General features: G+C 59.1%; 22 protein-coding genes. 19 read left to right on the forward strand and 3 right to left on the reverse strand.

Features of this window, described 5'->3' with window-relative positions; all coding sequences use genetic code 11:
• The first annotated feature begins 290 nt into the window (after positions 1-290).
• The 3 genes from JFU58_RS23135 to JFU58_RS23145 all read left to right on the forward strand — a co-directional run bounded on the left by JFU58_RS23135 (position 291) and on the right by JFU58_RS23145 (position 4,136).
• A complete protein-coding gene (locus JFU58_RS23135) occupies positions 291-2,441 on the forward strand; it encodes a TonB-dependent receptor family protein (protein ID WP_201142469.1) in 2,151 nt (716 codons plus the stop codon).
• A 92-nt stretch (positions 2,442-2,533) separates the two neighbouring features.
• Complete coding sequence (locus JFU58_RS23140; protein ID WP_093199052.1) at positions 2,534-3,274, forward strand: SDR family NAD(P)-dependent oxidoreductase; 741 nt, start codon at positions 2,534-2,536, stop codon at positions 3,272-3,274.
• A 28-nt stretch (positions 3,275-3,302) separates the two neighbouring features.
• The gene (locus JFU58_RS23145; RefSeq protein ID WP_201142470.1) at positions 3,303-4,136 is read left to right on the forward strand and encodes a CmcJ/NvfI family oxidoreductase; all 834 of its coding nucleotides are present in this window, start codon (positions 3,303-3,305) and stop codon (positions 4,134-4,136) included.
• 65 nt (positions 4,137-4,201) lie between these two features.
• Here JFU58_RS23145 and JFU58_RS23150 read toward each other — a convergent pair whose 3' ends face one another.
• Positions 4,202-4,663 (reverse strand): hypothetical protein, encoded by a 462-nt coding sequence (locus JFU58_RS23150; RefSeq protein ID WP_201142471.1) that lies wholly within the window; start codon positions 4,661-4,663, stop codon positions 4,202-4,204.
• 226 nt (positions 4,664-4,889) lie between these two features.
• Between JFU58_RS23150 and JFU58_RS23155 the strand changes: the two genes are divergently transcribed.
• From JFU58_RS23155 to JFU58_RS23190, 8 genes are all read left to right on the forward strand, one after another.
• Positions 4,890-6,344, forward strand: a complete 1,455-nt coding sequence (locus tag JFU58_RS23155; protein ID WP_201142472.1) for a tyrosine-type recombinase/integrase — start codon at positions 4,890-4,892, stop codon at positions 6,342-6,344.
• Between the two features lie 578 nt (positions 6,345-6,922).
• Positions 6,923-7,618 carry a TetR/AcrR family transcriptional regulator gene (locus tag JFU58_RS23160; protein ID WP_201142473.1) on the forward strand — a complete coding sequence of 232 codons (696 nt, stop codon included), beginning with the start codon at positions 6,923-6,925 and terminating at the stop codon, positions 7,616-7,618.
• 972 nt (positions 7,619-8,590) lie between these two features.
• Positions 8,591-9,481, forward strand: coding sequence for a VOC family protein (locus tag JFU58_RS23165; protein ID WP_201142474.1), 891 nt, complete (start codon positions 8,591-8,593; stop codon positions 9,479-9,481).
• Positions 9,474-10,298 carry an alpha/beta fold hydrolase gene (locus JFU58_RS23170; protein ID WP_201142475.1) on the forward strand — a complete coding sequence of 275 codons (825 nt, stop codon included), beginning with the start codon at positions 9,474-9,476 and terminating at the stop codon, positions 10,296-10,298. The genes JFU58_RS23165 and JFU58_RS23170 overlap by 8 nt, the downstream gene beginning before the upstream one ends.
• Positions 10,295-11,845: a bifunctional 3-(3-hydroxy-phenyl)propionate/3-hydroxycinnamic acid hydroxylase gene (locus tag JFU58_RS23175; RefSeq protein ID WP_201142476.1), complete on the forward strand. Its 1,551-nt coding sequence runs from the start codon at positions 10,295-10,297 to the stop codon at positions 11,843-11,845. The genes JFU58_RS23170 and JFU58_RS23175 overlap by 4 nt, the downstream gene beginning before the upstream one ends.
• Positions 11,846-12,028: 183 nt before the next feature.
• The gene (locus JFU58_RS23180) at positions 12,029-12,967 is read left to right on the forward strand and encodes an acetaldehyde dehydrogenase (acetylating) (protein WP_201142477.1); all 939 of its coding nucleotides are present in this window, start codon (positions 12,029-12,031) and stop codon (positions 12,965-12,967) included.
• A 10-nt stretch (positions 12,968-12,977) separates the two neighbouring features.
• The gene (gene dmpG, locus JFU58_RS23185; RefSeq protein ID WP_201142478.1) at positions 12,978-13,997 is read left to right on the forward strand and encodes a 4-hydroxy-2-oxovalerate aldolase; all 1,020 of its coding nucleotides are present in this window, start codon (positions 12,978-12,980) and stop codon (positions 13,995-13,997) included.
• 170 nt (positions 13,998-14,167) lie between these two features.
• Positions 14,168-15,034: a SphA family protein gene (locus JFU58_RS23190; protein WP_242488324.1), complete on the forward strand. Its 867-nt coding sequence runs from the start codon at positions 14,168-14,170 to the stop codon at positions 15,032-15,034.
• 272 nt (positions 15,035-15,306) lie between these two features.
• On the opposite strand, the gene JFU58_RS23195 is transcribed toward JFU58_RS23190, so the two are convergent.
• Positions 15,307-15,468, reverse strand: a complete 162-nt coding sequence (locus tag JFU58_RS23195; protein ID WP_201142480.1) for a hypothetical protein — start codon at positions 15,466-15,468, stop codon at positions 15,307-15,309.
• Positions 15,469-15,623: 155 nt separating this feature from the next.
• Positions 15,624-16,415: a DNA-binding transcriptional regulator gene (locus tag JFU58_RS23200; RefSeq protein ID WP_201142481.1), complete on the reverse strand. Its 792-nt coding sequence runs from the start codon at positions 16,413-16,415 to the stop codon at positions 15,624-15,626.
• 134 nt (positions 16,416-16,549) lie between these two features.
• Here JFU58_RS23200 and JFU58_RS23205 point away from each other — a divergent pair, with 134 nt between their 5' ends.
• From JFU58_RS23205 to JFU58_RS23240, 8 genes are all read left to right on the forward strand, one after another.
• The gene (locus JFU58_RS23205; RefSeq protein WP_201142482.1) at positions 16,550-18,208 is read left to right on the forward strand and encodes a bifunctional 3-(3-hydroxy-phenyl)propionate/3-hydroxycinnamic acid hydroxylase; all 1,659 of its coding nucleotides are present in this window, start codon (positions 16,550-16,552) and stop codon (positions 18,206-18,208) included.
• A 1-nt stretch (position 18,209) separates the two neighbouring features.
• On the forward strand, positions 18,210-19,163 hold the full coding sequence (gene mhpB / locus JFU58_RS23210) for a 3-carboxyethylcatechol 2,3-dioxygenase (RefSeq protein WP_201142483.1): 954 nt from the start codon (positions 18,210-18,212) through the stop codon (positions 19,161-19,163).
• Between the two features lie 15 nt (positions 19,164-19,178).
• Complete coding sequence (locus JFU58_RS23215) at positions 19,179-20,042, forward strand: alpha/beta fold hydrolase (protein ID WP_201142484.1); 864 nt, start codon at positions 19,179-19,181, stop codon at positions 20,040-20,042.
• A gap of 14 nt (positions 20,043-20,056) precedes the next feature.
• Complete coding sequence (mhpD, locus tag JFU58_RS23220) at positions 20,057-20,851, forward strand: 2-keto-4-pentenoate hydratase (protein WP_201142485.1); 795 nt, start codon at positions 20,057-20,059, stop codon at positions 20,849-20,851.
• Positions 20,852-20,883: 32 nt separating this feature from the next.
• The gene (locus tag JFU58_RS23225; RefSeq protein ID WP_201142486.1) at positions 20,884-21,819 is read left to right on the forward strand and encodes an acetaldehyde dehydrogenase (acetylating); all 936 of its coding nucleotides are present in this window, start codon (positions 20,884-20,886) and stop codon (positions 21,817-21,819) included.
• A 10-nt stretch (positions 21,820-21,829) separates the two neighbouring features.
• Positions 21,830-22,849 (forward strand): 4-hydroxy-2-oxovalerate aldolase, encoded by a 1,020-nt coding sequence (gene dmpG / locus JFU58_RS23230; RefSeq protein WP_201142487.1) that lies wholly within the window; start codon positions 21,830-21,832, stop codon positions 22,847-22,849.
• 82 nt (positions 22,850-22,931) lie between these two features.
• The gene (mhpT, locus tag JFU58_RS23235; protein ID WP_201142488.1) at positions 22,932-24,137 is read left to right on the forward strand and encodes a 3-(3-hydroxy-phenyl)propionate transporter MhpT; all 1,206 of its coding nucleotides are present in this window, start codon (positions 22,932-22,934) and stop codon (positions 24,135-24,137) included.
• A gap of 73 nt (positions 24,138-24,210) precedes the next feature.
• Positions 24,211-25,482, forward strand: a complete 1,272-nt coding sequence (locus JFU58_RS23240) for an OprD family porin (protein WP_201142489.1) — start codon at positions 24,211-24,213, stop codon at positions 25,480-25,482.
• Positions 25,483-25,570: the final 88 nt, after the last annotated feature.

A 25,570-nucleotide genomic window follows, 5' to 3' on the forward strand; every position in this document is an offset into this window, starting at 1 on the left:
ACATTTATATGGTTATACCCGTTATACGACCTTAAGTTGTTGGTAGCTTTACACACTGCTTATCAACTGTTGCGTTTGCGACAGTTGAAGCAAATCCGGCCAACAGAGTTAACTGTTGAAAATTAAACACTGATTCAAAACAAAGTATCCCGCAGAACACTTCTCCCCCACTAAGCGCCCGTAATCCTTGGAAAATAGCATTGGCATAGAAACTGCTCAGAGCGAAACAGGCATGACTATTCGAATAGAAAGCTGGGGCTATCTTTATCTATTCACAAGGAACACGCTTAATGGATCCGATCTTTCGGGGAGAGTTGCAAAAGTTGACACTTGCCGTTCGGCAAGCCACTTGGCTGGCGATGCTGGGACTGGGCTCGGCCCTGGTCTTTTCCACCAGCGCACAGGCAGAGGATGAGGTCACACCGACAACCGGTACACGGCTAAAGACCGTGACGGTGGAGGCACAAAAAATCACGCCCGTTGAGGCGGCAAAGAGTCAGTTGTCCGAGGTGCCCGGCGGCACCAGCGTGGTAGACAGCGAACAGGTGGCCAAGGGACGGACCGCCACCTTGCAGGACACCCTCGCCTATCAACCGGGTGTGTTCGTGCAGTCCACCGGTGGCAATGACGCGGCCAAGATCTCCATCCGTGGCTCAGGGGCCAACACCTCGCCGGGGTATTTCCGTGAGGGCATCAAGTTCCTGTTCGACGGCCTGCCGATCACCGGCCCGGGCGGCACACCCTACGAATTCCTCAACGGCTCGGGGGTGAATTACACCGAAATCCTGCGCGGTGCCAACGCCTTCCAGTACGGCGCACTGAGCCTTGGCGGCGCCATCAACTTCGTCAACCAGACCGGCTACACCGCGCCCGGGCTACGGGTGCGCGCGGAAACCGGGAGCTACGGCTACAACAAGCAAAGCCTGAGTGTCGGCGGCGTCGAGGGCGCGTTCGATTACTACCTGAATGCCGACAACTACCGCAGCGATGGCTACCGCGATTACAGCCTGTCGAAAAGCCAGGGCGTAGTGGCGAACTTTGGCTACCGCTTCAGCCCGCAACTCGAAACCCGGGTGATGCTGCGTTACCGCGACGAGTTCCACAACGACCCGAGCGCCACCACCCTGGATGCGGTGAAGCACCACTCCGACCGCGCCAGTGCCACCGCCGAAAGCAGCGGCGCCGGCAGCCGTCGCCCCGGCAGCGTATGGCTGGGCAGCAAGACCACCTACACCTTTGAGGACGACGCCACCCTGTCGGTGGGCTTCGTCTACTACCAGTACGCCCACAACAACAGCCCGAACAGCCCTAGCAACCCCAGCTACTGGGACTGGCATGACCTGAGCGCGGTGATCAACTACGACCGCCGCGACACCCTGTTCGGCCACGAAAGCCGCTCCAGCCTGGCCTTCACCTCCACCGAACACCTCAAGGGCCAGGTCGACTCCACTTTCGCCAACAAACAGACCCGCAAGTTCGTCGACTACAGCTCGTCTTTCGATCACGTGTTCTCCGTGGGCAACGACCTGGAACTGGTGGACGGCCTGTGGCTGACCAGCGGCGTCTCGGCGATCAACGTGCGGCGCCATGCCGACGTCAAGGAAGCCCTGGTGGCCAACACCACCACGTACCCGAGCGATGTGACCTACGACAACTGGAGCCTGGCACCGCGAATCGGCGTGCGTTACGAGTTCACCCCGCAACTGCAAGTGTTCGCCAACGTCAGCCGCTCCGTCGACCCACCGGCGTCGTGGGAATACTCCGGCTCCGGGCCGACCTCGCCGTACGTACGGCCGCTGGTGGAACAGAAAGCCAATACCGTGGAAGTCGGGATCAAGGGTTCATCGGGCATCTTCGACGGCAGCCTGGCGCTCTACCGCTCGTGGGTGAAAAATGAATTGCTCAACGTGCAGATCATTCCGGCCACCTCCACCGCAGCGGCGGTAACCGGTGCATTCAACGCCACACCGACGATCCATCAAGGGATCGAGGCCGGCTTGAATACGCGCCTGTGGGAAAACACCTCGGGTGAAAAAATCACCCTGCGCCAGGTGTACACCTACAACGACTTCTACTACCGGCACGACCCGACCTTCGGCGACAACCAACTGCCGGGAATTCCGAAGCATATCTATCAGGGCGAGGTGCAGTATCAGCACCCGGCGGGCTTCTATACCGGGGTGAACGTGCAGTCGGCTTCGCGTACGGCGGTGGACTATGCCAATAGCTTCTACGCGCCCTCCTACACAATCTTCGGGGCGAACGTGGGGTATGAAACGCCGAGCAAGGACTGGAAGGTGTCGCTGGATGTGAAGAACCTGACCAATCAGAAGTACGTGACTGCGGTGCAGCCGTTGTATGACGCGAAGGGCCAGGATACGGCGTCGTTGTATCCGGGGGATGGGATTGGGGCTTATGTGGCGGTGGAAATGCGCTATTGAGTCATCGCATAACCTTAGCTGTCGATGTTCTTATTCCTCACGCCCGGCGATGGGTAAATTGTTAGCCACGTATCTCATTGAGGAAGTGGCTAATGTCTGAGTCTCGATCCGAGCCTGTGGTGTGGGTTGCCGGTGTGGGTGCCGTGGCCGGCCTGGGAGCGGCGCTGGCGCGACGCTTCGCGCGGGAGGGTTTGCAGGTGGCTGTCAGCGGCAGGAGCCCCGACAAGTTGCAGGCTGTGGTCGAGGGCATCCGTGCGCTCGGCGGGGATGCGGTAGCTATCGTGGCGGACTCGGGAATCGAGTCCGAGGTGATCGCCGCCAGCCAGCAGATCAGCCAGTTGGGCCCCCTCAAGGCCGCGATCTTCAATGTCGGCAACTCCGTCGCAGCGCCCACCCTGGAGTTGAGCGCGCAGTTGTTCGAGCAGACCTGGCGGGCCTCGACCCTGGGCGGCTTCCTGTTTGCCCGCGAGGCCACCCGTTTGCTGCTCGACAGTGGTGGCGGCAGCCTGTTGTTCACCGGGGCTACCGCTTCATTGCGAGGCAAGCCACCGTTCGCCGCCTTTGCTGCCGCGAAGGCGGGCTTGCGCTCACTGAGCCAGTCATTTGCCCGCGAGTTCGGGCCACAAAACGTGCACGTCGCCCATGTGGTCATCGATGGCGCCATCGACGGTGAGCGCGTGCAAAGCCGGGCCCCGGATTACCTGGCGCGACTGGGGGAAGACGGTGCGCTGAAACTCGAAGACATCGCCGACGCCTATTGGTACCTGCACACCCAACCGCGCAGCGCCTGGACCCAGGAACTGGACCTGCGGCCCTTCAAGGAACCCTTCTGAAAACCGCCTCACGCCTGGAGGATTGTTCATGGGAACTCATCAGACTCATCTCGCCCCGCCATCGGTCATCGGCGAACTCAACTACCTGCTGGACACCGGCGAGCGACCGGTGAACTACACCTTTCCGCAGCCAGACGGCACACCCAAGCGCAACGGCGTGCTGGACCCCACCCAAGTGAGTATTCACAACGCCCGGTTGCTCGACGAACCGGCTCATCTGGATCGCAACGGTTTCGAAAGGATCGACCACACCAGCACGGTGCCTGACCTGGAAAACGATGATCAGGTCCGTGAACACTACTATCCGGAAACCGAAGCCTTGCTCAAGCAACAGACCGGAGCGGTGAAAGTGGTGATCTTCGACCACACCATCCGGGTGGACGAGCACGGACGCGAGGACCGCGGGCTGCGTGAGCCGGTGCGGTACGTGCATAACGACCAGACCGAGCGCTCGGCGATTCGCAGGGTACGTGATCATCTGCCTGCGGATGAGGCTGAACAGCGGCTGCTGAAACGGTTTGCGATTATTAACGTCTGGCGGCCGATTGGTGCGCCGGTCCTGAGTACCCCACTCGCCCTGTGCGATGCGCAAAGCATGGCCGAGAGCGACTTGCTGCCCAGCGACCTGGTGTATCGGGACAAAGTTGGCGAGACTTTTTCGGTCAAGGCCAATCCCGCACATCGCTGGTATTACTACCCGCAGCTGCGGCCGGATGAGGTGCTGCTGTTGAAGATCCATGACTCGCGTAGCGATGTTGCGAGGCGCAGCGCACATACGGCGTTTGATGACCCGACTACGCCGGTGGATGCACCGCCAAGGAGGAGTATCGAGGTGCGGGCGTTGGTGTTTTTTGGGGAGTGAGGGCGAGTCTGGAGAGAGGCCTGGTAACTTCGGAGCGCACGTCCGACCATGCGTTTGAAGGCTACTCACCTGACCTGGCGCGGTACGCCATTGAAGCAGCACTCGACTTGCCTGCCTCGGTGCTGAATCAAAGCGTCGATATCTTCTGCGATGTCGCCTACCGGACCAATGGTGGCGGCGGCATTCACCCGCGTGCCGGGTCGGCTCGTCGTTGCGAAACCTGCATTCTCGCGTCTGATCACGTTGCTGAGGCCGTTGATGCCAGGCCCGCTCCATAGCTCCGGGACGGCGTTGCCGTGTTGTCGTGGGTGCGAAAAAGCGGCTATATCAGCCACGATCATCGAACGCAGCAGAAACTGTTCGGCCCGCTGCCGACCATTGAGGGTTTTGTGACGAGTTACCGCCGGGATCGGGGCTTGTTCAAGTGAGGATTGTCTTGGAAGTTTAATCGGCAAGTTAAGGCAAGCGGGGAAATAAGGGCATCCCGCAAAAGTCACGCAAATGAAAAAGGCCAATGCTGTGTGCATTGGCCTTTTCATTGAAATATATGGTCGGGACGGAGTGATTCGAACACTCGACCCCTAGCACCCCATCTCCTTTTTCATACTTCTTGAAAGCTTCCAAAATTTTACTCTGGATTTTTCTAAGCTAGTATTTACTTGAGCTCCAGCGGTGTTCTGCTCTACGAGAGTCCAGTAACGTCCATCAAGAGCCGACGTTTTTGTGGGGGTAAAAGTAGGGGGAGTCCATTTCATGGCCAAAATTACCATCAAAGAACTCGAGTCGCTGACCGCCAATGATGCCGATCGCATCCTCAGGGAGGATGGCAATCTGGCCGGTCGAATCTCAGTCCGCAAGGACGGTGTGTCGGTCAGCTTTTTCTATCGGTATCGGTGGGGAGAGCAGAACAAAGAGTACTCCTGCGGCTCCTGGCCACGCAAATCCCTGACGGACATCCGCAAGGCCCGCAACCAGGCCCGGGCGCTCATCGATGAGCAAATCAATCCCAACGAACAAAAGAAAACCGCCAAGGCACAAGCGCATGCCGCTGCTAACGTAGAGGCCGAACAGGAAAAGACCCGCAAGGTTCAAATACTGACCGTCCAAGAGTTGGCCAAAGCCTGGTTGTTGGATGGCGTTGCGCGCAAAGACGGCAATGCGGAGTTGCAACGGCGCTTTAACAAGGACCTTTACCCGTCACTCGGCAAGACGTCAGTCAGTAGTGTTTCTGAGCATGATATTCGGGCGCTGATCCGGGCAGTGATCAACCGCGGCGCTCACCGGCAAGCCATCAGCTTTTTCGCCGACCTCACTCAGATGTTCAGCTGGGCCAGAAAGCGCCAGCCCTGGCGGGCCTTATTGGTCGAGGGTGATCCAACGGAGCTGGTCGACATCTCCCCCCTGATCCCTGCCGACTACGAGGCCGAACGAAGCCGGATCCTTTCGCCGACGGAGCTGTTGGAACTGCACAACCGCTTCCAGCAAATGACCGCCGATTACAACGCCCTCCCCGCTGGCCAAAAATACGACGGCATTCGTCCACTGAAGAAGGAGACTCAACTCGCGCTCTGGATCAGCCTGGGCACCTTGTGTCGGATTGGCGAGTTGCTGCAGGCCGAATGGAAAAATGTCGATCTGGACCGGCAGACTTGGTTCCTACCCAGTGAAAATGTCAAAGGCACTCGCGGCAAGAAACAGGACCACCATGTTTTCCTCTCTCCCTTTGCGCTGCATTTCTTTCAGGAACTCAAGACCCTGACGGGGGACTCACAATGGTGCTTTCCAAATAAGCAGGATGATGGGCATGTGGACGTAAAGGTGGTGAGTAAACAGGTCGGCGATCGCCAGGCGCGGTTCAAAAACCGCAAGGCCCTCTCCAGACGGCGTCACGACGACACCCTGGTCCTTGCCGACGGCCAAAGCGGCGACTGGACGCCGCATGACCTGCGCCGCACGGGCGCGACCATGATGCAGGCTTTGGGGATCAGCCTGGACGTCATCGACCGTTGCCAAAACCATGTGCTGGCAGGTTCTCGGGTGAGGCGCCACTACCTGCATCACGACTATGCCGAAGAGAAGAAACGAGCCTGGAACCTGCTGGGCGATCGGCTCGGTGCGGTGTTGTCCTCAACTTACGAGCACACACCGACCGAGTCGATGATGTCTTTTCCAGCGTTTACCGCGACTGGATCACTGCCGACTCCATAGGTCAGACTCATAATTTTGTAGACATCGCTGAGCGCTTGTTTTTCGGATCGATTCCGGCACGTCGTGACCGGCAGAAATCGGCCAATAGCAAGTCCTTCGGATTACAGTCACTGCTGAAAATGAACGGCTTTACTCGAACGAAAGACCAAGCAGTTCGCCGCCATGAGCACCCATGCAGCAACACCGCCATACAGCATCACCCAGCCAAACCCATGCGCCAAAGCTGCGTTGGCGACATCGACCGGAATCGTAGTCCCCTGGGCAGTCTTGGGCGAATATAGAAAAAGGAAATTTTTATACGCTGAGCGCTTTGTCTGTCTGGTTGAGGTCGTAGAGGTGGACGCCGTAGCGTCAGAAAATGCAGAAATAGACCCTACTCTGACGGGGCGAGTAATCGTCCTGACGCCTGATTGAGGTGTACTTCAATCGGACACAACCTAGACGACGTAAGTGCTTGCCAACACATCACCCTCAATGCCTAAACAACGTAGAAGATCAGGTTACTCGCACCGAGAAGGCCAATGAGAGGTATTGTGCACGGCTAGCTAATACGATCATCAGATTCAAGGGGACAGCCAATGAGCAATGCCGAGAATGCGTCGGACAATAAAAAGAGCAACTCCGTAAAGCCGCGTTCAGCCAGTCGTCAACGGGCCGAAGCTAATCCCGAAAAGATTCTAGACGTGGCAATGAGTCTGATGGCTGAGTACGGTTATGCCGGAACCAGTATGTCGATGATCCGTGAGCGTAGTGGCTATCCAACGACATCTATTTACTGGCATTTCGGCAATAAGGAAAAGTTGCTGCTTGCCGCTCTCGAACACAGTGCCTTGCAGGTGATCGATAACAATCTGAACCGCAAAAGCATGAGCAAGATGCCTGGCGAGACGGATTTGATAGAGAGCCAAGCGCGTAGCGATGCCGAATTCCTCGAGAATCCACCACCGTTTATGCGTTTGATTTTTCTGATTGGTCTGGAGCGACGTAGCTCTGATCCTGAAGTGACCAAGGTGATTGCCCGTATTCGTCAGCACAGCCGGGCGATATTGACCGAACAGATACGCCACGTAATCCGGCCGGGTGGTCAGATGTTGCCACCTGACCTAGCTGAGGAGCTAGCGCAGGTGTGGATGGCTTTCGGCGATGGTGTTTTCGTTGCATCGCAACTAGAGCCGGGGGCGATGGATGTGGTCAGATGTTGCCGCCAACAACTCCTCGCAATGCAGGCTTTGGCGGAAAAACTTCTTGAGAAGTGGAAGCCTTTAGCGACGTAGCTTCTAGCCGGCCTCGCGATACAGGGTTAGGGATCAGGGGCCACCTGAGGCTAGCAGGGAGAGTACAGCTATCTCTGCATCTACTGTTTTCTTGAGTTCCTCTTCAACGTTCGTTGCGAACGGAATTAGCGGCTGCGGAGCCTAGCTTTTGGCCTTGTGTCTATCTGCGAGTCATCGGATGGCCTGCTGAACCGAGGCTTGGCGGCAGCTTTCTGACTCGAAACCGCCTAGCTGAGCGTTCTAGGAACTCCAGTGGGCGTCATGCAGATCAGCTTCCTAGCGGTTCTCGACTTCGAAAGCATCATGCGCGTTGCTTGAGGCGGTTGCCTAAAAGTGCCGTCCTAGACGTTGCGAAGGGGCCTATGTCTAGGGAGAGGTGCCTGCTCATCTGAGGCAGCACGATAAAATCTCCTTGGTGGTCTTGATTAAATCACGTGTTTCAGCTTAAGTTATGTAACGAGCGACACATACATGAGCAAATGTGTGATGGTCCTCGGCTCACCTTTGGATGCCTGCGAAAATTAGGTGCTTAGGGTTCGAGCGAAACCAATAAAAATAATAGAGGTTTATTCCATGAGTCATTTCAATCCTAAAACTGCGTCAGCAGGAACCCTCCTTCGCAACAGCGAACCGAATAAATCAATTCCGATGACCTCAACTTTCAGCCCTTTCGTAATGGGCGAAGTGAGCTTTGAGAACGCTGGTCGCGCCAGGAACTGATCGTCACTACATCTTGGGTTGAGGTTCAGCAATGGCTGGATCCTTGGGCTTGATGTTTATATCTGCCGACAGTTGTCCGTCGCCGAATTGGACGGACGCTTTCCGGTAGTAAGGCCCGCGCCCGGCTTTTGGCTGTCAGGTATACCCCCGAAATTTCGCAATCGCCCAGACGGGGCGGTGTGCGCAATCAAGGCGGTCAGCCCTTTGTAAACCCACCGCAAGTACCAACCAACATTCAAGTACGGAGAACACATGTCCATATCCGCATTGGGCTACGTCGTCATCGAGGCTCGCGACCTGAAGGCCTGGGCCGAGTACGGCCGCAACATTCTCGGCGCCGAGGTCAACGAGAAAAATGGTGCGCTGGAGTTGCGCATCGATGAGCGTGCTTGGCGTCTGCGCGTTGAGGAGGGACCGCTGGACGATCTCAAGGTCATCGGCTTCGAAACCACCACGCCGGCTACTTTTGCCGACGTGCTGGCCACACTGGATGCGCTCAATGTCGAGTACACGAAGGATGCAATGCTGGCAAAGGCCCGCGGCGTGGTCGAATTAGCCACATTTGTGGATCCGGCTGGCGTGAAGATCGAAGTGTTCTATGGCGCGACCCAGTTGTTCCAGAAGCCGTTCATATCGCCGGTTGGTGTGCAGGGCTTCGTCACTGGCGATCAAGGTCTCGGTCACATCGTCATCGCAGTGAAGGACGACGTCGAATATCAGGCGTTCTGGACCAAGCTCGGCTTCAAGCTCAGCGACTACATCGAGTTCATACCAGCGCCAGGCCTGCACGCAAAGGTGACATTTATGCACTGCAATACGCGTCACCACAGCCTTGCGTTTGCGTCGGTGCCCTCCCCTAAACGGATCGTCCATCTCATGGTACAGACCCACTGCTTGGACGACGTCGGCCTGGCGCTGGATCGTGTCAAGAAGGCTGGCGTTCCGGTGGCGTGGGACATCGGCCGCCATACCAACGACCACATGACCTCGTTTTACATGCTCACGCCATCGAAGTGGGAATTCGAGTATGGCTGGGGCGCCCGTGTGATCGACGATGCAACCTGGACCGTCGAGCGTCACGATTCGATGAGCATTTGGGGTCACGAACTGAAGATCAACCCTGAGGATCGCGCACATGGCTGAGGGCAGATTCGCCACAATCAGTGGCGTCAACATCCATTACCACGACGAAGGCCAGGGGCCGGTGCTTGTGATGTTGCAAGGTTCCGGTCCCGGGGCCACCGGCTGGTCGAACTACAGTCGCAATATCGCCCACTTCGCAAGGACTCATCGCGTTATTTGCCCTGACTTGCCGGGTTTCGGTAAGTCGGACATGAAGCCAGTGGACGCGCCAATTCCGGGCTGGTGGGCTGGAATGATAGTCGGCCTGCTCGACACACTCGGCATCGACAAGGCCGATTTCGTCGGCAACTCAATGGGCGGCATGATCGCCCTGAAGATCGCCTTGGAGACACCGGAGCGCATCAACCGCATGGTACTGATGGGGCCTGGGGGTGGCTCACCGGTAAGTTCGGTATTCCCGACTGAAGGAATCAAGACTCTGGTCGGCTTTTATGATGGTCCCGGTCCTTCCCTAGAACGGCTCAGGAGTTTCACCAGCCAAATGGTCTTTGATCCAGGAGCGCTTACCGACGATTTGTTGGAACAGCGCTTCGAGGCGGCGATGGACCCACGCATAGTTGCTCAGCCACCGATGCGTCCGGGGCCAGGCGGCATGCCCGAGGAGCTGTGGCGCGACGCGCGGCTGACCCGGTTGCCGCATGAAACTCTAATCCTGTGGGGGCGAGAAGACCGAGTGATGCCGCTGGACGCAGGTTTCACCTTGATGAAACAGATTCCACGGGCCCGACTTCTGGTGATGCCACAGTGCGGCCACTGGGTGCAGTGGGAACACGCCGATGAATTCAACCGTATTGTCGAAGGATTTCTTGCCCCATGAGTAGCCAAACAAGATTCGATACAGACGTCGCCATTATCGGCTATGGCCCAGGCGGCGTTGCCGCTGCCAACGTCCTTGGCAAGCTCGGGGTGAAAACTATTGCCATCGAGCGCAGCAAGGACATCTATTCCAGGGCTCGTGCGGTCACGGTGAACGACTGGACCATGCGCATCTTCCAAGACATGGGCTTGGCCGAGAAGATGAAAACCATCATGGATGTGACTCACTCGCTGCGCTGGTTGGACTACGAAGGGCGCGAGTTGACCTCGACGCCTTTTCCGCCGGGCGAATTTGGCCATGCCACCTCCTATGCCATCTACCAGCCAGAGATGGAACGGGTTCTGCGCGAAGGTGCCGAGCGCTATAAGAGCGTGAGCGTAAAGTACGGGTGGGAGACGGTCACGCTCGACCAAGACGATGACGGCGTGACGGTCAGGATAAAGAATCTGGAAACTGACGAGGTCGAAACCGTCCGCGCGCGTTATGTGTTGGCCTGTGATGGTGGCTCTAGTCAGACCCGCGAGCAGTTGGGCATCAAATTGATCGGCGACACGTTACCGGTACGCTGGGTGGTGATCGACTGCCGCGTCAAACGTTGGTGGCCGAACCGACATATGCTCACGTTCTGGTCGGACAAGAAACGCCCTGTGGTCGATATCGCATTGTCGATGGGCAACCATCGCTGGGAGTTTCCGCTCAATCCCGACGAGACGGACGCAGATTTTCAGACCCACGAACAATTGTGGCGTTTGCTCAACTCGCTCGGCGTGACCGAAAACGAAGTAAGCATCCACCAGCAGGCCTTCTACAACCACCATGTGCGCTTTGCCGAGCGCTGGCGTGAAGGGCGCGCTTTTCTCTGCGGCGACGCGGCGCACCTGATGCCACCATGGGCCGGGTCGGGTATGCAGTCCTGCATCCGCGATACTCAGAACATCTGCCTGAAACTGGCTGAAGTGCTAGGAGGACGCCTGCCAGAGTCCATCCTCGACACCTACGAGATCGAACGCGCACCAGACGTGGATCGTTATACGCAGACCTCGGTCGGCTTGGGCATGATCATCAAGCGCGAACTGTCTGACGAACAGATAAACGCGATGCTGGAAGCCGAACGCGCCTCTGGCGAGCTGCCGGCTGTGCTGCGCCCGCCACACTATCAGCAGGGCTGGCTGCAGAAGGGCGAGGGTAGCAAGGAAGTGGTCGGCAAGCTTCTGCCACAGCCGCGTGCAGCCAATTGCAGGGGCCTACTCGGCCTGCTCGACGATTTTATCGGCGAAGGTATCGTATTGCTTGGCGCCAACGTCGACCCCGCCAGCAAACTTACTTCTGCGCAGAGGGCAACATGGGAAGAGCTAGGAGCGCGGTTTGTCGCCTTACGCTCGGTCGATCAGCACGCCCAGGCCGACAGCGATTTGATCGATATTGACGGCGAACTAATTGACTGGCTCGACAAGCATGGGGTCGATGTTGTCGCGGTCCGTCCGGACAAGATCGTCCTGGCCGCCAGTGGAAACCTAAACGTGCCAGAGGATTTGGCAGGTCGCTGACCGGCCGGATCGGTGGTGCCTAGGGGATAACCCGCAAGGCCGCCTGTCTAGCGGCCCTTCTTTCGAATGATACATGGACCGCTCTTCACTTTTGGTCCGGGGGGCTTGCGCCCGCGTTTTGCCGAGATCCCCCCGGATGGCATCACGGTTACGGTTCTTGATATCTACATGGAGTCATAAGCAGTGGATAAGAAACTTAAAGTCGCCATCGTCGGTTCCGGCAACATCGGCACCGACCTGATGATCAAGATCCTGCGTAACGCCAAGCATTTGGAAATGGCGGTCATGGTCGGCATCGACCCGGCTTCCGACGGCCTGGCCCGCGCCCAGCGCATGGGCGTGGCCACCACCCATGAAGGCGTTGAAGGCCTGCCCCGCATGGACGTGTTCAAGGACATCGACTTTGTCTTCGATGCCACCTCGGCCGGTGCCCACGTCAAGAACGATGTGTTCCTGCGCTCGATCAAACCGGGTATTCGTCTGATCGACCTGACCCCGGCCGCCATCGGCCCGTACTGCGTGCCGGTGGTGAATCTGGAACAGAATCTCGATCAGCTCAACGTCAACATGGTCACCTGCGGTGGCCAGGCAACCATTCCGATGGTCGCGGCGGTGTCGCGCGTGGCCAAGGTGCATTACGCCGAAATCGTCGCCTCGATCGCCAGCAAATCTGCCGGTCCCGGCACCCGCGCCAACATCGACGAATTCACCGAAACCACCTCCAAGGCCATCGAAGTGATCGGCGGCGCCGCCAAGGGCAAAGCGATCATCGTGATGAACCCGGCCGAACCGCCGTTGATCATGCGCGACACGGTGTTTGTGTTGTCCGAAGCCGCCGATCAGGCGCTGGTCGAGGCCTCGATCGTCGAGATGGCGGCCGCCGTTCAGGCTTATGTGCCGGGCTATCGCCTGAAGCAAAAAGTCCAGTTCGACGTAATCCCTGAAGACGCACCGCTGAATATTCCGGGCCTCGGCAAATTCTCTGGCCTCAAGACTTCGGTGTTCCTCGAAGTCGAAGGTGCCGCCCATTACCTGCCAGCCTACGCCGGCAATCTCGACATCATGACCTCCGCAGCCTTGGCCACCGCCGAGCGCATGGCGCAGTCGATGCTGAACGCCTGAGGAGACCGACATGACCTTTAATCCCAGCAAAAAACTCTACATCTCCGACGTCACCCTGCGCGACGGCAGCCACGCGATTCGCCACCAGTATTCGATCCAGAATGTGCAGGACATTGCCTGTGCCCTGGACAAGGCCAAAGTCGACTCGATCGAAGTCGCCCATGGTGATGGTCTGCAAGGTTCAAGCTTCAACTATGGCTTCGCTTCGCACACCGACCTTGAGTGGATCGAGGCCGCGGCCGATGTCATCAGTCACGCCAAAATCACGACCTTGTTGTTGCCTGGCATCGGCACGGTGCATGACTTGAAAGCGGCCTACAACGCTGGTGCCCGGGTGGTGCGCATCGCCACCCATTGCACCGAAGCCGACGTGTCGAAGCAGCACATCGAATACGCCCGCGAGCTGGGCATGGACACCGTCGGTTTCCTGATGATGAGCCATATGATCCCGGCCGAGCAGTTGGCGGCCCAGGCCAAGTTGATGGAGAGCTACGGCGCCACCTGCGTGTACATGGCTGACTCCGGTGGTGCGATGAACATGCAGGATGTACGCGACCGTTTCCGTGCCTTCAAGGCGGTGCTCAAGCCGGAAACCGAGACCGGCATGCACGCCCACCACAACCTGAGCCTGGGCGTGGCCAACTCGATCACCGCCGTCGAGGAAGGTTGCGACCGCATCGACGCCAGCCTGGCGGGCATGGGTGCCGGGGCCGGTAACGCGCCGCTGGAAGTGTTTATCGCGGCCGCCGAGCGTCTGGGCTGGAACCACGGTACCGACCTTTACACGCTGATGGACGCCGCCGACGACATCGTTCGCCCGTTGCAGGACCGACCGGTTCGGGTCGATCGCGAAACCCTGGCGCTAGGTTATGCCGGCGTTTATTCGAGCTTCCTGCGCCACGCCGAAATCGCCGCCGCGAAATACGGCCTCAAGACCCTCGACATCCTCGTCGAACTGGGCAAACGCCGCATGGTCGGCGGTCAGGAAGACATGATCGTCGACGTCGCCCTCGATCTCCTGCAGACCTAATCGATTTGCGGGGCGGTTATCCACCCGGATTGCCTGCATAAGACGGAAGCCCCCACTCCACAATCTTTGCGCCACTGACTGTAGTCAGTAGCTAAGCCTTCGCGTGAACAACTAGGTGAACTATGAAAAATAATAATAAAACTGCACTGTTTCGCTCGTTCTCAGTCGCCATGGCTCTGGCGGGGACGACTCTTTTCTCCTCCCCTAGCTCTGCCACTGAAGGAGGAACCTCCGTCTACCCAATGGGGGCGGATAACTATTTATCGGGCTTCCTGCCTCCGCCGGGTTTTTACAGTCTGATTTTCGCTCAGCACTACGAGGCTAATAACCTCCGGGGCAATGATGGTCGTAAACTACCCGTTGATTTCCGTGTCCAAAGCAATGCTGTTGTCCCGCGCTTAATTTGGGTGAGCGACACTACTATCCTCGGTGGTACGTTGGCATCGCATGTGATGGCTCCGTTGGCCGAGGTGAAGGTTAGGGTCAATGGGGATAGCCAGCGCAAGCAGGGGTTAGGCGATATGACCTTTGGCGTCGGGCTGGGCTACCACTACAGCCAGAACTTGCACGTTATATACGGCTTGGATGTCACTGCACCGACTGGTAGCTATGATCGCAACGACATTGCTAACCTTGGGCGTAACCATTGGATGTTTGAGCCAGTTCTGGCCCTCACCTATGTCGATCCGCAGGGGCTGAATGCTGACGCCAAAATAATGTACGACTTCAATATGGAGAATCCGGATACCGACTATAGGTCTGGTCAGGAACTTCATGTTGACTACTCTGTTGGCTGGGGCGTCGCTGATGGCTGGGTATTGGGCATAGGTGGTTACGCATATCGCCAGACGACCGACGACAAGCAGGACGGAGATCGCGTCGAAGACAATAAGGGACGTGCTTTTGCTATTGGCCCATCTATCAAATACAGCTCTTCAGATGGTTGGTTCGTCACAGCTAAGTGGCAACAAGAAACCGAAGTGCGTAACCGGGCGCAAGGAAACGCATACTGGCTGAAGTTAGTAATTCCTCTCTAAGCCTATTGTAAAGACTGCAGGCGCCGGGTTCGATAAACGCTCGGTGCCTCCATGAAGGCTGCTGAATTATCATTTGCTACTCCATCAAATCCAACCGGCACCGCTTCAAGAGTGGGAGCGAAGTTGTTAAGCCGCGTGGGCAAAGAACCATCATTTAGCTCGGAACTTTGAACTGAATCGATCCGTTGGGAAGGCTGAACTTGGTCGCCCCGTCGGTTATGCGTTGCGCCACCTGGCGCATCATCTTCAGTAGCTTGGCCCGGTCGCTCAGCTCAAAGCGGGGTGAGGAAGCAACTAGGTCGATCTTGCAATCGGCGGAAACGCAGCACCAGGGCTTGCTGGTTGTTGGCCACTTGCTGCAAGTGCTCTCCGCTACTGCGGGTATGAACCGCACTCCGCCGCTTGTCGCGGGTCATGTCGTGTAGGCGGTGCATGTGCAGATTCACTTCCTTCGTGGCTCCGGCCTGTTCGTCCGCAGCGACTGCGATCTGCATGGGTATTTCACTGTCAGAGTGCGATCGGCGCAGCGTGCAGGCAACTGACGTTTACTACCCCCAACACCAGTAATCCTTACCCAGTGAGTTGGCTTTCATACGCAGGAAACATCAGCCAATTGAGCCTGGATCTGTTTCACTACGCCCTTCATCGCCGGCAGGTAACGGCGCGCAGCTTCCTCAATGGGCATCGCCTTGGCGATGTACACCAGATTCAGGCAGCCCATCACCCGCTCCTCGTGCATGACCGGGATCGCAATGGCGGCAATCTTGCGTTCCAGGCCCCAGTGCGAGTTGTTTTCGCCATACCCCTTGGCCAAGGTGTGCTCCACCAGCCGATCGACAAAACGGCGATCCGCAGCCAGCGCCGACTGTTCATCTTCACGGCTGATCATCAACTCAATCAGTTCTTCTCGCTCAGCGGGCGAGCAGTACGCAAAGTACGCGCGCCCCGTCGCGGTCATCAGCAACGGCAGACGCCGGCCAACCATGGAGCGGTGAAACGACAGGCGGCTGAAGCGATGGGTCGTCTCGCGAATCACCATGGCATCGCCGTCCAGTGTGCACAGGTCGGTGGGCCAGACGACTTTCTGCAGCAACTCACCGAGCAAGGGTGCGGCGACTGAGGAGATCCATTGCTCATCGCGAAAACCTTCACTGAGTTCGCGGACCTTCAACGTCAGTCGATAGCTATCATCTGAATCACTGCGCCGCACATAACCTTCTGCCTGCAAGGTCTCCAGCAACCGTCGGACCGTGGTGCGATGCAGTCCGCTCTGCTCGGCCAGTTGCGCCGTACTCGCCCCGCCATCGAAGCGATTCAAACCATTGATAAGTGCCAGACCGCGCATCAGACCGCGCACGGCTTTGTATTCGGTCTCGCTCATCTTCGGCCTCTTTATTGTTTTAAATCAAACATGTGCATCCAGTGCACACTAACAAGGGTTGTCGTTGTCGACCAGCCCCGTGATTTCCATACTGCGCCCAACAAGAAATCCAAAAGCGCTGTACGGAGATACCCATGAGTTCTGCCCCCACGCCTTCCACATTGGAACTGACCACTGACGTCGCGATCGTCGGCGCCGGTCCTGTTGGCTTGATGATCGCCAATTACCTGGGCCAATGTGGTGTGAATGTCACCATAGTGGAAAAGCTCGACAGCCTGATCGATTACCCCCGCGCTATCGGTCTGGACGACGAAAGCCTGCGTACGTTCCAGGCCGTCGGTCTGGCCGACAACGTGCTGCCGCACACTACCCCCTGGCACGCCATGCGCTTCCTGACGCCCAAGGGTCGCTGCTTTGCCGACATACAGCCCAAGACCGATGAGTTCGGCTGGTCGCGGCGCAATGCTTTCATCCAGCCCCTGGCCGACCGTGTCCTGTTCGAAGGCTTGCAGCGTTTTGCCAACGTCAAGGTGCTGTTCAGCCGTGAGCTCGACAGCTTTGAACAAAACGACAGCGCTGTGGTGCTCAACCTCAAGGATCAGAACGGCCGCAGCGAACGCCTGCATGCCCGATATCTGATTGGTTGCGATGGCGGCAATAGCCTGGTTCGGCGCAGCCTGGACATCAGCTTCGAAGGCAAAACCGCGCCAAATCAGTGGATCGTCGTCGACATTGCCAACGACCCGTTGAGCACGCCGCATGTTTATCTGTGCTGCGACCCGGTACGCCCTTACGTTTCCGCCGCCCTACCCCATGGCGTGCGCCGTTTTGAGTTCATGGTGATGCCCGGCGAGACAGAAGCCGAGCTGAGCAAACCGGAGAACATGCGTAAGTTGCTGGCCAAGGTGCTGCCGAATCCAGACAACATCGAACTGATCCGCAGCCGCGTCTATACCCATAACGCCCGCTTGGCCGGCAAGTTCCGTGAGGGCCGGGTGCTGTTGGCCGGCGATGCCGCGCACATCATGCCGGTATGGCAGGGCCAGGGTTACAACAGCGGCATGCGCGACGCCTCCAACCTGGCCTGGAAACTCTCGCTGGTGATCAAAGGTCTGGCCGCCGACAGCCTGCTCGACAGCTATGAACAGGAACGTCGTGACCACGCGAAGGCGATGATCGACTTGTCTGTGTTGGCCGGCCACGTGTTGGCACCGCCCAAGCGCTGGCAGGGCACCTTGCGTGACGGTGTGTCATGGCTGCTCAATTATGTGCCGCCCATCAAACGCTACTTCGTGGAAATGCGCTTCAAACCGATGCCGCAATACACCCAGGGCGCGTTGATCGTACCCAGCGAAAAAAGCTCACCCGTAGGCAAGATGTTCATTCAGCCGCGGGTACTGACCGAAGCTGGCGACACCATGTTGCTGGATGAAGTGATCGGCGAGCACTTCGCGATTATTGCCTGGGGCTGCGACCCGACCTGGGGCCTGACAGCCGCACAAATCGAGCAATGGCAAGCACTGGGCACGCGCTTTATCCAGGTGCTGCCCGACGTTCAGCTCAAAGCCGCCAGTGACGTCAGCCAGGGTGTGATCCGTGTCGGCGACAGCACCGGCCGTCTCAAGGAGTGGTTCGCCCGGGGCTCGGCGTCCATCGCCCTGGTGCGCCCGGACCGCTTCCTCGCCGGGTTGGCCATTCCGCAAACCGTCGGCCAGACCTGCGATCAACTGGCCCTGGCCCTCAAGGCATTGCCGCAACCTGCCGCGGCGATCATTGCCAGCAAGGTAGCTTGAGATGAGCGCCTATCTGCACTGCTTGTCGCACACGCCGCTGGTGGGTTACGTCGACCCGACGCCTGACGTGCTGGCCGAAGTCGACGGCATGATCGCCGACGCCCGCGAGCGCATCACCCGCTTCGACCCGGAACTGATCGTGCTCTTCGGCCCCGACCACTACAACGGTTTTTTCTACGACGTGATGCCGGCCTTCTGCATCGGCATGGCCGCCCACGCCATTGGTGATTTCGACACCGCCGTCGGCCCCTTGGACGTACCCAAAGCGCTGGCCGAATCCTGCGCCCTGGCGGTCCTCGATGCGGGTGTCGACGCTGCCGTTTCCTATCGTATGCAGGTCGATCACGCGTTCGCCCAGCCGCTGGAATTATTGCTTGGCGGTTTGCAAAGCTGCCCGGTGATTCCGGTGTTCATCAACTCCGTGGCCGTACCTTTGCCCGGTTTCAAGCGTGCGCGCCTGCTCGGTGAAGCCATCGGCCAGTGGGCGCTGACGCTGAACAAACGCGTGCTGTTTCTCGCTTCCGGTGGTTTGTCCCACCAGCCTCCGGTTCCGGAACTGGCGAGGGTCGATGCGCGCATGGCCGATCGCCTGATGGGCAGCGGCCGCAACTTGCCTGCCGATGAACGCCAGGCGCGTCAGCAGCGGGTCATTCAGGCAGCCCGGGATTTCGTCGAAGACCAATACAGCCTGCACCCGCTCAACCCTACGTGGGACCGGCAGTTTCTCGACACCCTCGAACAGGGTCGGCTAAGCGACCTCGATGCACTGGGCAATGACGAGCTGTCGGCATTGGCCGGCAAGTCCACCCACGAAGTGAAAACCTGGGTCGCTGCCTTCGCTGCACTATCCGCCTTCGGCCCTTATCAGAGCGAAGGCCGCTACTACCGTCCGATTCCCGAATGGATCGCAGGCTTCGCCGCCCTTGGCGCCCAGCCGCTGAACAACAACCACTGAATCCGAGGAACTGTCATGACTGCCACTGCATTCACCGAAGCGTCCACCAGCCGTTTTGCCCGTATCAAGGAAGGCGAACTGGACCTGCAACTGCATTACAACGACGTGGGTCAGGGAACCGAAACCGTGGTCATGCTCCACGGCTCCGGCCCCGGCGCCAGCGGCTGGGCCAACTTCCACCGCAACATCGAACCGCTGGTGAACGCCGGTTATCGCGTGATCCTCATGGACTGCCCAGGCTGGAGCAAAAGCGACCCGATCGTTTGCGACGGCTCGCGTTCGGACCTCAACGCCCAGGCCCTCAAGGGTTTGGTCGATGCGCTGAATCTGGACCGCGTGCACATCATCGGCAACTCCATGGGCGGGCACAGCACCGTGGCGTTTGCCCTCGCCTACCCGGAGCGCATCGGCAAACTGGTCTTGATGGGCGGCGGCACCGGTGGCCCTAGCGCCTTCGTCCCACAGCCTACCGAGGGCATCAAGCTGATCGGCGCGTTGTACCGCGAACCGACCATCGAAAACCTGAAGAAGATGATGAACGTCTTCGTTTTCGACGCCAGCAGCATGACCGACGAACTGTTCCAGACCCGCCTGGACAACATCCTTGCGCGCCGCGACCACCTGGAAAACTTCGTCAAGAGCAGCACCCTCAACCCCAAGCAGTTTCCGGATTTCAGCCATCGCCTGCACGAGATCACCACCCAAACTCTGATCGTCTGGGGCCGCGAAGACCGCTTCGTGCCCATGGACACTGGCCTGCGCCTGTTGGCCGGCCTGCCCCATGCTCAACTGCATGTGTTCAATCGCTGCGGCCACTGGGCCCAGTGGGAACACGCCGAGACTTTCAACCGCATGGTCCTGGACTTCCTGACCCATTGATCACCGAGGCTGACATGACCCTTATTCAAGACACCCTGGAACGGCTGGCCACTAACCTGCGCCAGGCCGAGGCTGACGGCGAAGCCATTGCGCCCCTGCGCGAGCAGATCGGCGAAGACAGCGCCGAGGCTGCGTACACCATTCAACGGCTGAATGTCGCACACGGCGTGGCCAGCGGCCGGCGCGTGGTCGGGCGCAAGATCGGCCTGACCAATCCCAAGGTCCAGGCGCAACTGGGCGTCGACCAACCGGACTTCGGCACCCTGTTCGCCGACATGTGCTACGGCGATAACGAAACCGTACCAGTGGGCCGCGTGCTGCAACCGAAGATCGAAGCCGAAATTGCGCTGATTCTGGAGCGTGATCTACCGCGTGCCGACACTACGTTTGCCGACGTGATGGCGGCTACCGGCTGGGTCGTCCCGGCATTGGAAATCGTCGGAAGCCGCGTGCAGGGCTGGAACATCCGCTTCGTCGATACCGTCGCTGATAACGCCTCAAGCGGCTGCTTCGTACTCGGCGGCCCGGCCCGTCGCCTCGATGGCCTGGACCTGTGCCAGGCCAGCATGCGCATGACCCGAAATGGCGAAGAAGTGTCCAGCGGCAGCGGCGCCGAATGCCTCGGCCATCCTCTCAATGCCGCCGTGTGGCTGGCGCAAACCATGGCGCGCCTGGGCGATCCGCTGCGGGTCGGCGACATCATTCTGACCGGGGCACTTGGGCCGATGGTGGCGGTGGCGGCGGGCGATCGATTCGAGGCCGAGATCGAGGGTATCGGTCGTGTCGGTGTTCAGTTCAGCGCCGAATGATCGGCGACTTGCGTGAAAATGAGGCAACAACAATGAACAAACTCAAAGTCGCCATCATCGGCTCCGGCAACATCGGCACCGATTTGATGATCAAGATTCTGCGCAATGCCAAGCATCTGCAAATGGCGGTCATGGTCGGTATCGACCCGGCCTCCGACGGCCTGGCCCGCGCCCAGCGCATGGGAGTAGCCGTGACCCATGAAGGCGTCGAAGGCCTGACCCGCATGGACGTCTTCAAGGACATCGAATTCGTCTTCGATGCCACCTCGGCCGGCGCCCATGTGAAGAACGACGCCTTCCTGCGCTCGATCAAACCCGGCATTCGCCTGATCGACCTGACGCCCGCCGCCATCGGCCCGTACTGCGTGCCGGTGGTGAATCTGGAACAGAATCTCGGCCAACTCAACGTCAACATGGTCACCTGCGGTGGCCAGGCAACCATTCCGATGGTCGCGGCGGTGTCGCGCGTGGCCAAGGTGCATTACGCCGAAATCGTCGCCTCGATCGCCAGCAAATCTGCCGGTCCCGGCACCCGCGCCAACATCGACGAATTCACCGAAACCACCTCCAAGGCCATCGAAGTGATCGGCGGCGCCGCCAAGGGCAAAGCGATCATCGTGATGAACCCGGCCGAACCGCCGTTGATCATGCGCGACACGGTGTTTGTGTTGTCCGAAGCCGCCGATCAGGCGCTGGTCGAGGCCTCGATCGTCGAGATGGCGGCCGCCGTTCAGGCTTATGTGCCGGGCTATCGCCTGAAGCAAAAAGTCCAGTTCGACGTAATCCCTGAAGACGCACCGCTGAATATTCCGGGCCTCGGCAAATTCTCTGGCCTCAAGACTTCGGTGTTCCTCGAAGTCGAAGGTGCCGCCCATTACCTGCCAGCCTACGCCGGCAATCTCGACATCATGACCTCCGCAGCCTTGGCCACCGCCGAGCGCATGGCGCAGTCGATGCTGAACGCCTGAGGAGACCGACATGACCTTTAATCCCAGCAAAAAACTCTACATCTCCGACGTCACCCTGCGCGACGGCAGCCACGCGATTCGCCACCAGTATTCGATCCAGAATGTGCAGGACATTGCCCGTGCCCTGGACAAGGCCAAAGTCGACTCGATCGAAGTCGCCCATGGTGATGGTCTGCAAGGTTCAAGCTTCAACTATGGCTTCGCTTCGCACACCGACCTTGAGTGGATCGAGGCCGCGGCCGATGTCATCAGTCACGCCAAAATCACGACCTTGTTGTTGCCTGGCATCGGCACGGTGCATGACTTGAAAGCGGCCTACAACGCTGGTGCCCGGGTGGTGCGCATCGCCACCCATTGCACCGAAGCCGACGTGTCGAAGCAGCACATCGAATACGCCCGCGAGCTGGGCATGGACACCGTCGGTTTCCTGATGATGAGCCATATGATCCCGGCCGAGCAGTTGGCGGCCCAGGCCAAGTTGATGGAAAGCTACGGCGCGACCTGCGTGTACATGGCCGACTCTGGCGGGGCGATGAACATGCAGGACATCCGCGACCGTTTCCGTGCCTTCAAGGCGGTGCTCAAGCCGGAAACCGAAACCGGCATGCATGCGCACCACAACCTGAGCCTGGGCGTGGCCAACTCGATCACCGCCGTCGAGGAAGGTTGCGATCGCATTGATGCCAGCCTGGCGGGCATGGGTGCCGGGGCCGGTAACGCGCCGCTGGAAGTGTTTATCGCCGCCGCCGAGCGCCTGGGCTGGAACCACGGCACCGACCTTTACACGCTGATGGACGCGGCCGATGACATCGTTCGTCCGTTGCAGGACCGTCCGGTTCGGGTTGACCGCGAAACCCTCGCGCTGGGCTATGCCGGCGTCTACTCAAGCTTCCTGCGCCACGCCGAAATCGCTGCGGCCAAGTACGGCCTCAAGACCCTCGACATCCTCGTCGAACTGGGTAAGCGGCGGATGGTTGGCGGTCAGGAAGACATGATCGTCGACGTCGCGCTGGATCTGCTCAAACGCTGACCGAGCACCACACCGGCTGACCGCCCACGCAGCGGTCGGTCGGCCCTGTTTTGCCCATACAACAATAAAACGGGTACTGCCCATGACTGCGCTAAAACTGACAACACCGTTGCACATGACGCGGACCATCGGTCTGTGTTTCCTCGTGGCCCTGATGGAGGGCCTTGATCTGCAGGCCTCCGGGATCGCTGCCCAAGGCATGGCGGCCGCTTTCGAGCTGGATAAATTACACATGGGCTGGGTCTTCAGTGCCGGAATTTTCGGCCTGCTGCCCGGTGCTTTCCTGGGCGGCCTGCTGGCTGACCGCATCGGCCGCAAACGTGTACTGATGGCGTCGGTGGCCCTGTTCGGGCTGTTCTCGCTGGTCACGGCCATGGCCTGGGATTTCAACAGCTTGCTGGTTGCCCGTTGCCTCACGGGCGTGGGTTTGGGCGCCGCCTTGCCCAACCTGATCGCACTGACCAGTGAAGTGGCTGGTCCGCGTCTGCGTGGCATGGCCGTGAGCCTGATGTATTGCGGCGTGCCGCTGGGTGCTGCGGTGGCGGCCAGCATTGGCATCGCTCAATTGGCCGGTGGCTGGCAGGTGGTGTTCTACGTCGGAGGCCTGGTACCGCTGTTGATCGTGCCTCTGCTGGGGCTTTATCTACCGGAATCGGCGCAGTTTCGAAGCGTCCAGGACGCCGCGCCCATCGGCGTGGTCCGGGGCCTGTTCCGCGAGGACGCGGCCCTGCCGACCGCAATGATCTGGGTGAGTTATTTCTTTACGCTCATGGTTGTGTACATCTTGATCAACTGGCTGCCCAGCTTGTTGGTCGGCCAGGGTTTCAGCGGCCGCCAGGCCAGTTGGGTGATGTTTGCTCTACAGCTTGGCGCTGCGGTCGGTACGTTGATGTTGGGCTGGGTGATGGACCGCCTGCCTGCTTGGGCACTGTCAGCATTGATCTATCTGGGCATCCTCGCCTCGCTGACTGCCCTGGGACTGGCCAACCGTCTGGAGAGCATGCTGGTGGCAGGCTTCGTCGCCGGCTTTTTCGCAACCGGTGGGCAGTGCGTGCTGTACGCCTTGGCACCGCATTTCTATCGCCCATCGGTACGCGCCACAGGCGTGGGCAGTGCCGTGGCCATCGGCAGACTCGGCGCAATGAGCGGCCCGCTGGTGGCCGGCAAGATGCTCGCCTTGGGCACCGGCACGGCCGGGGTGATGCTGGCTTCGGCGCCGGGAATCGTCATCGCCGCAGTGGCGATGTTTTACCTGTCAGTGCGCCGCAACGGCGCTCAGCCTGACTGACAACTCCCGCGTAACACCCCGTGCCGGAAACGGTACGGGTTCACCCCCAACAACAATAAAAGTGAACACCGGCATGCTCAAGACTTCTCTTCGGGCGCTCAGCGCCTGCACCTGCGTTTTATCCTTCGGCCAGGCGTGTGCCAGCGATTTTGTCGATGACAGCCACGCCGATCTGACGATGCGCAACTTTTACTTCGATCGTAACTACGTGAACGCAACCCCTCAGGCCGCCGCCCGCGAGTGGGCCCAGGGTTTCATTCTCAACGTGCGCTCCGGTTATACGGAAGGGCCGGTGGGGTTCGGTCTGGACGCCTCGGGGTTGCTGGGTGTGCGCCTGGATTCTTCGCCTGATCGCACGGGCACTGGCTTGCTGCCGTACAACCCCACCACCCGGGAGCCGGCCAGTGAATATTCGGAGCTGGGCCTGACCGCCAAGGTCAGGGCATCGAAAAGCGAGTTGCAACTGGGCACCATCAGTACGCTCCTGCCAATCGCCTTCGCCAGCCCTACTCGCTTGCTGCCACAGACCTTCCGTGGCGCGTACCTCAAGTCCCAGGAAATCGACAACCTGACCCTGCACGTCGGCTGGCTGGATCGCATTAACCTACGCGACTCCACCGACTACCAGAAGATGTCGGTGGCCTCACCCAACGGACGCTTCAATGGTGCCGCCGAGTCGGACCGTTTTTCCTTCCTCGGCGGCGACTATGCCTGGTCGCCGCAATTGACATTGAAGTATTACCACGCGGAGCTCGCTGACCTGTACCGCAAGGACTTCTACGGCTTTGTCGATACTCGTCCGATGGGCCCCGGCAGCCTGAAAAGCGACTTTCGTCTGTTCGTCACCGGGGAAGATGGCGCAGCCAAGGCCGGCCCGGTAGACAACCGTAATGCGGCACTAATGCTGACGTACGCCGTGGGAGCTCACAAATTCGGTGCCGGCTACATGCAACTAACCGGCAAGACTGCCATGCCCTACCTGTTCGGCACCGAGCCGCTGGTCATCACCGAAGGCACTCTGAGCTCCGAGTTTCTCAACCCCAAGGAGCGCAGTTGGCAGGTACGGTATGACTACAATTTCGTGGCCATGGGCTTGCCGGGGCTCAATGGCATGCTGCGCTACGTGAGCGGCGACAATATTGAATTGGCCAAGCTGGGCGGCTCAAACCTGACAGAAAGCGAAAAGGATATCGAACTGTCCTACGTGCTGCAGGGCACTCCGTTGAAGGGCCTGGCCCTGCGCGTGCGCAACGCTTGGTACCGCAACGACTTTACCGCCCAGGCCAGCCACAGGGACGACAATGAGCTACGGGTGAATGTCGATTACACATGGAAGCTATGGTGAGTTTCATACAAAGCAGTGGAAGTCCGCCTGACAAAAGATTCTGCCCAGAGCCAGTCGTTTTGTAGGGGTAAACACGACCAAAAATAAA

The sequence above is a fragment of the Pseudomonas sp. TH34 genome (assembly GCF_016650865.1).
Taxonomy (GTDB): Bacteria; Pseudomonadota; Gammaproteobacteria; order Pseudomonadales; family Pseudomonadaceae; genus Aquipseudomonas; species Aquipseudomonas yamanorum.

Excerpts from the sequence above, each read along its gene's own strand:
- JFU58_RS23135 (WP_201142469.1), top strand. The coding sequence starts at position 291 with ATGGATCCGATCTTTCGGGGAGAGTTGCAAAAGTTGACACTTGCCGTT.
- JFU58_RS23140 (WP_093199052.1), top strand. The coding sequence starts at position 2,534 with ATGTCTGAGTCTCGATCCGAGCCTGTGGTGTGGGTTGCCGGTGTGGGT.
- JFU58_RS23145 (WP_201142470.1), top strand. The coding sequence starts at position 3,303 with ATGGGAACTCATCAGACTCATCTCGCCCCGCCATCGGTCATCGGCGAA.
- JFU58_RS23150 (WP_201142471.1), bottom strand. The coding sequence starts at position 4,663 with ATGCACACAGCATTGGCCTTTTTCATTTGCGTGACTTTTGCGGGATGC.
- JFU58_RS23155 (WP_201142472.1), top strand. The coding sequence starts at position 4,890 with ATGGCCAAAATTACCATCAAAGAACTCGAGTCGCTGACCGCCAATGAT.
- JFU58_RS23160 (WP_201142473.1), top strand. The coding sequence starts at position 6,923 with ATGAGCAATGCCGAGAATGCGTCGGACAATAAAAAGAGCAACTCCGTA.
- JFU58_RS23165 (WP_201142474.1), top strand. The coding sequence starts at position 8,591 with ATGTCCATATCCGCATTGGGCTACGTCGTCATCGAGGCTCGCGACCTG.
- JFU58_RS23170 (WP_201142475.1), top strand. The coding sequence starts at position 9,474 with ATGGCTGAGGGCAGATTCGCCACAATCAGTGGCGTCAACATCCATTAC.
- JFU58_RS23175 (WP_201142476.1), top strand. The coding sequence starts at position 10,295 with ATGAGTAGCCAAACAAGATTCGATACAGACGTCGCCATTATCGGCTAT.
- dmpG (WP_201142478.1), top strand. The coding sequence starts at position 12,978 with ATGACCTTTAATCCCAGCAAAAAACTCTACATCTCCGACGTCACCCTG.
- JFU58_RS23190 (WP_242488324.1), top strand. The coding sequence starts at position 14,168 with ATGGCTCTGGCGGGGACGACTCTTTTCTCCTCCCCTAGCTCTGCCACT.
- JFU58_RS23195 (WP_201142480.1), bottom strand. The coding sequence starts at position 15,468 with ATGCACCGCCTACACGACATGACCCGCGACAAGCGGCGGAGTGCGGTT.
- JFU58_RS23200 (WP_201142481.1), bottom strand. The coding sequence starts at position 16,415 with ATGAGCGAGACCGAATACAAAGCCGTGCGCGGTCTGATGCGCGGTCTG.
- JFU58_RS23205 (WP_201142482.1), top strand. The coding sequence starts at position 16,550 with ATGAGTTCTGCCCCCACGCCTTCCACATTGGAACTGACCACTGACGTC.
- mhpB (WP_201142483.1), top strand. The coding sequence starts at position 18,210 with ATGAGCGCCTATCTGCACTGCTTGTCGCACACGCCGCTGGTGGGTTAC.
- JFU58_RS23215 (WP_201142484.1), top strand. The coding sequence starts at position 19,179 with ATGACTGCCACTGCATTCACCGAAGCGTCCACCAGCCGTTTTGCCCGT.
- mhpD (WP_201142485.1), top strand. The coding sequence starts at position 20,057 with ATGACCCTTATTCAAGACACCCTGGAACGGCTGGCCACTAACCTGCGC.
- JFU58_RS23225 (WP_201142486.1), top strand. The coding sequence starts at position 20,884 with ATGAACAAACTCAAAGTCGCCATCATCGGCTCCGGCAACATCGGCACC.
- dmpG (WP_201142487.1), top strand. The coding sequence starts at position 21,830 with ATGACCTTTAATCCCAGCAAAAAACTCTACATCTCCGACGTCACCCTG.
- mhpT (WP_201142488.1), top strand. The coding sequence starts at position 22,932 with ATGACTGCGCTAAAACTGACAACACCGTTGCACATGACGCGGACCATC.
- JFU58_RS23240 (WP_201142489.1), top strand. The coding sequence starts at position 24,211 with ATGCTCAAGACTTCTCTTCGGGCGCTCAGCGCCTGCACCTGCGTTTTA.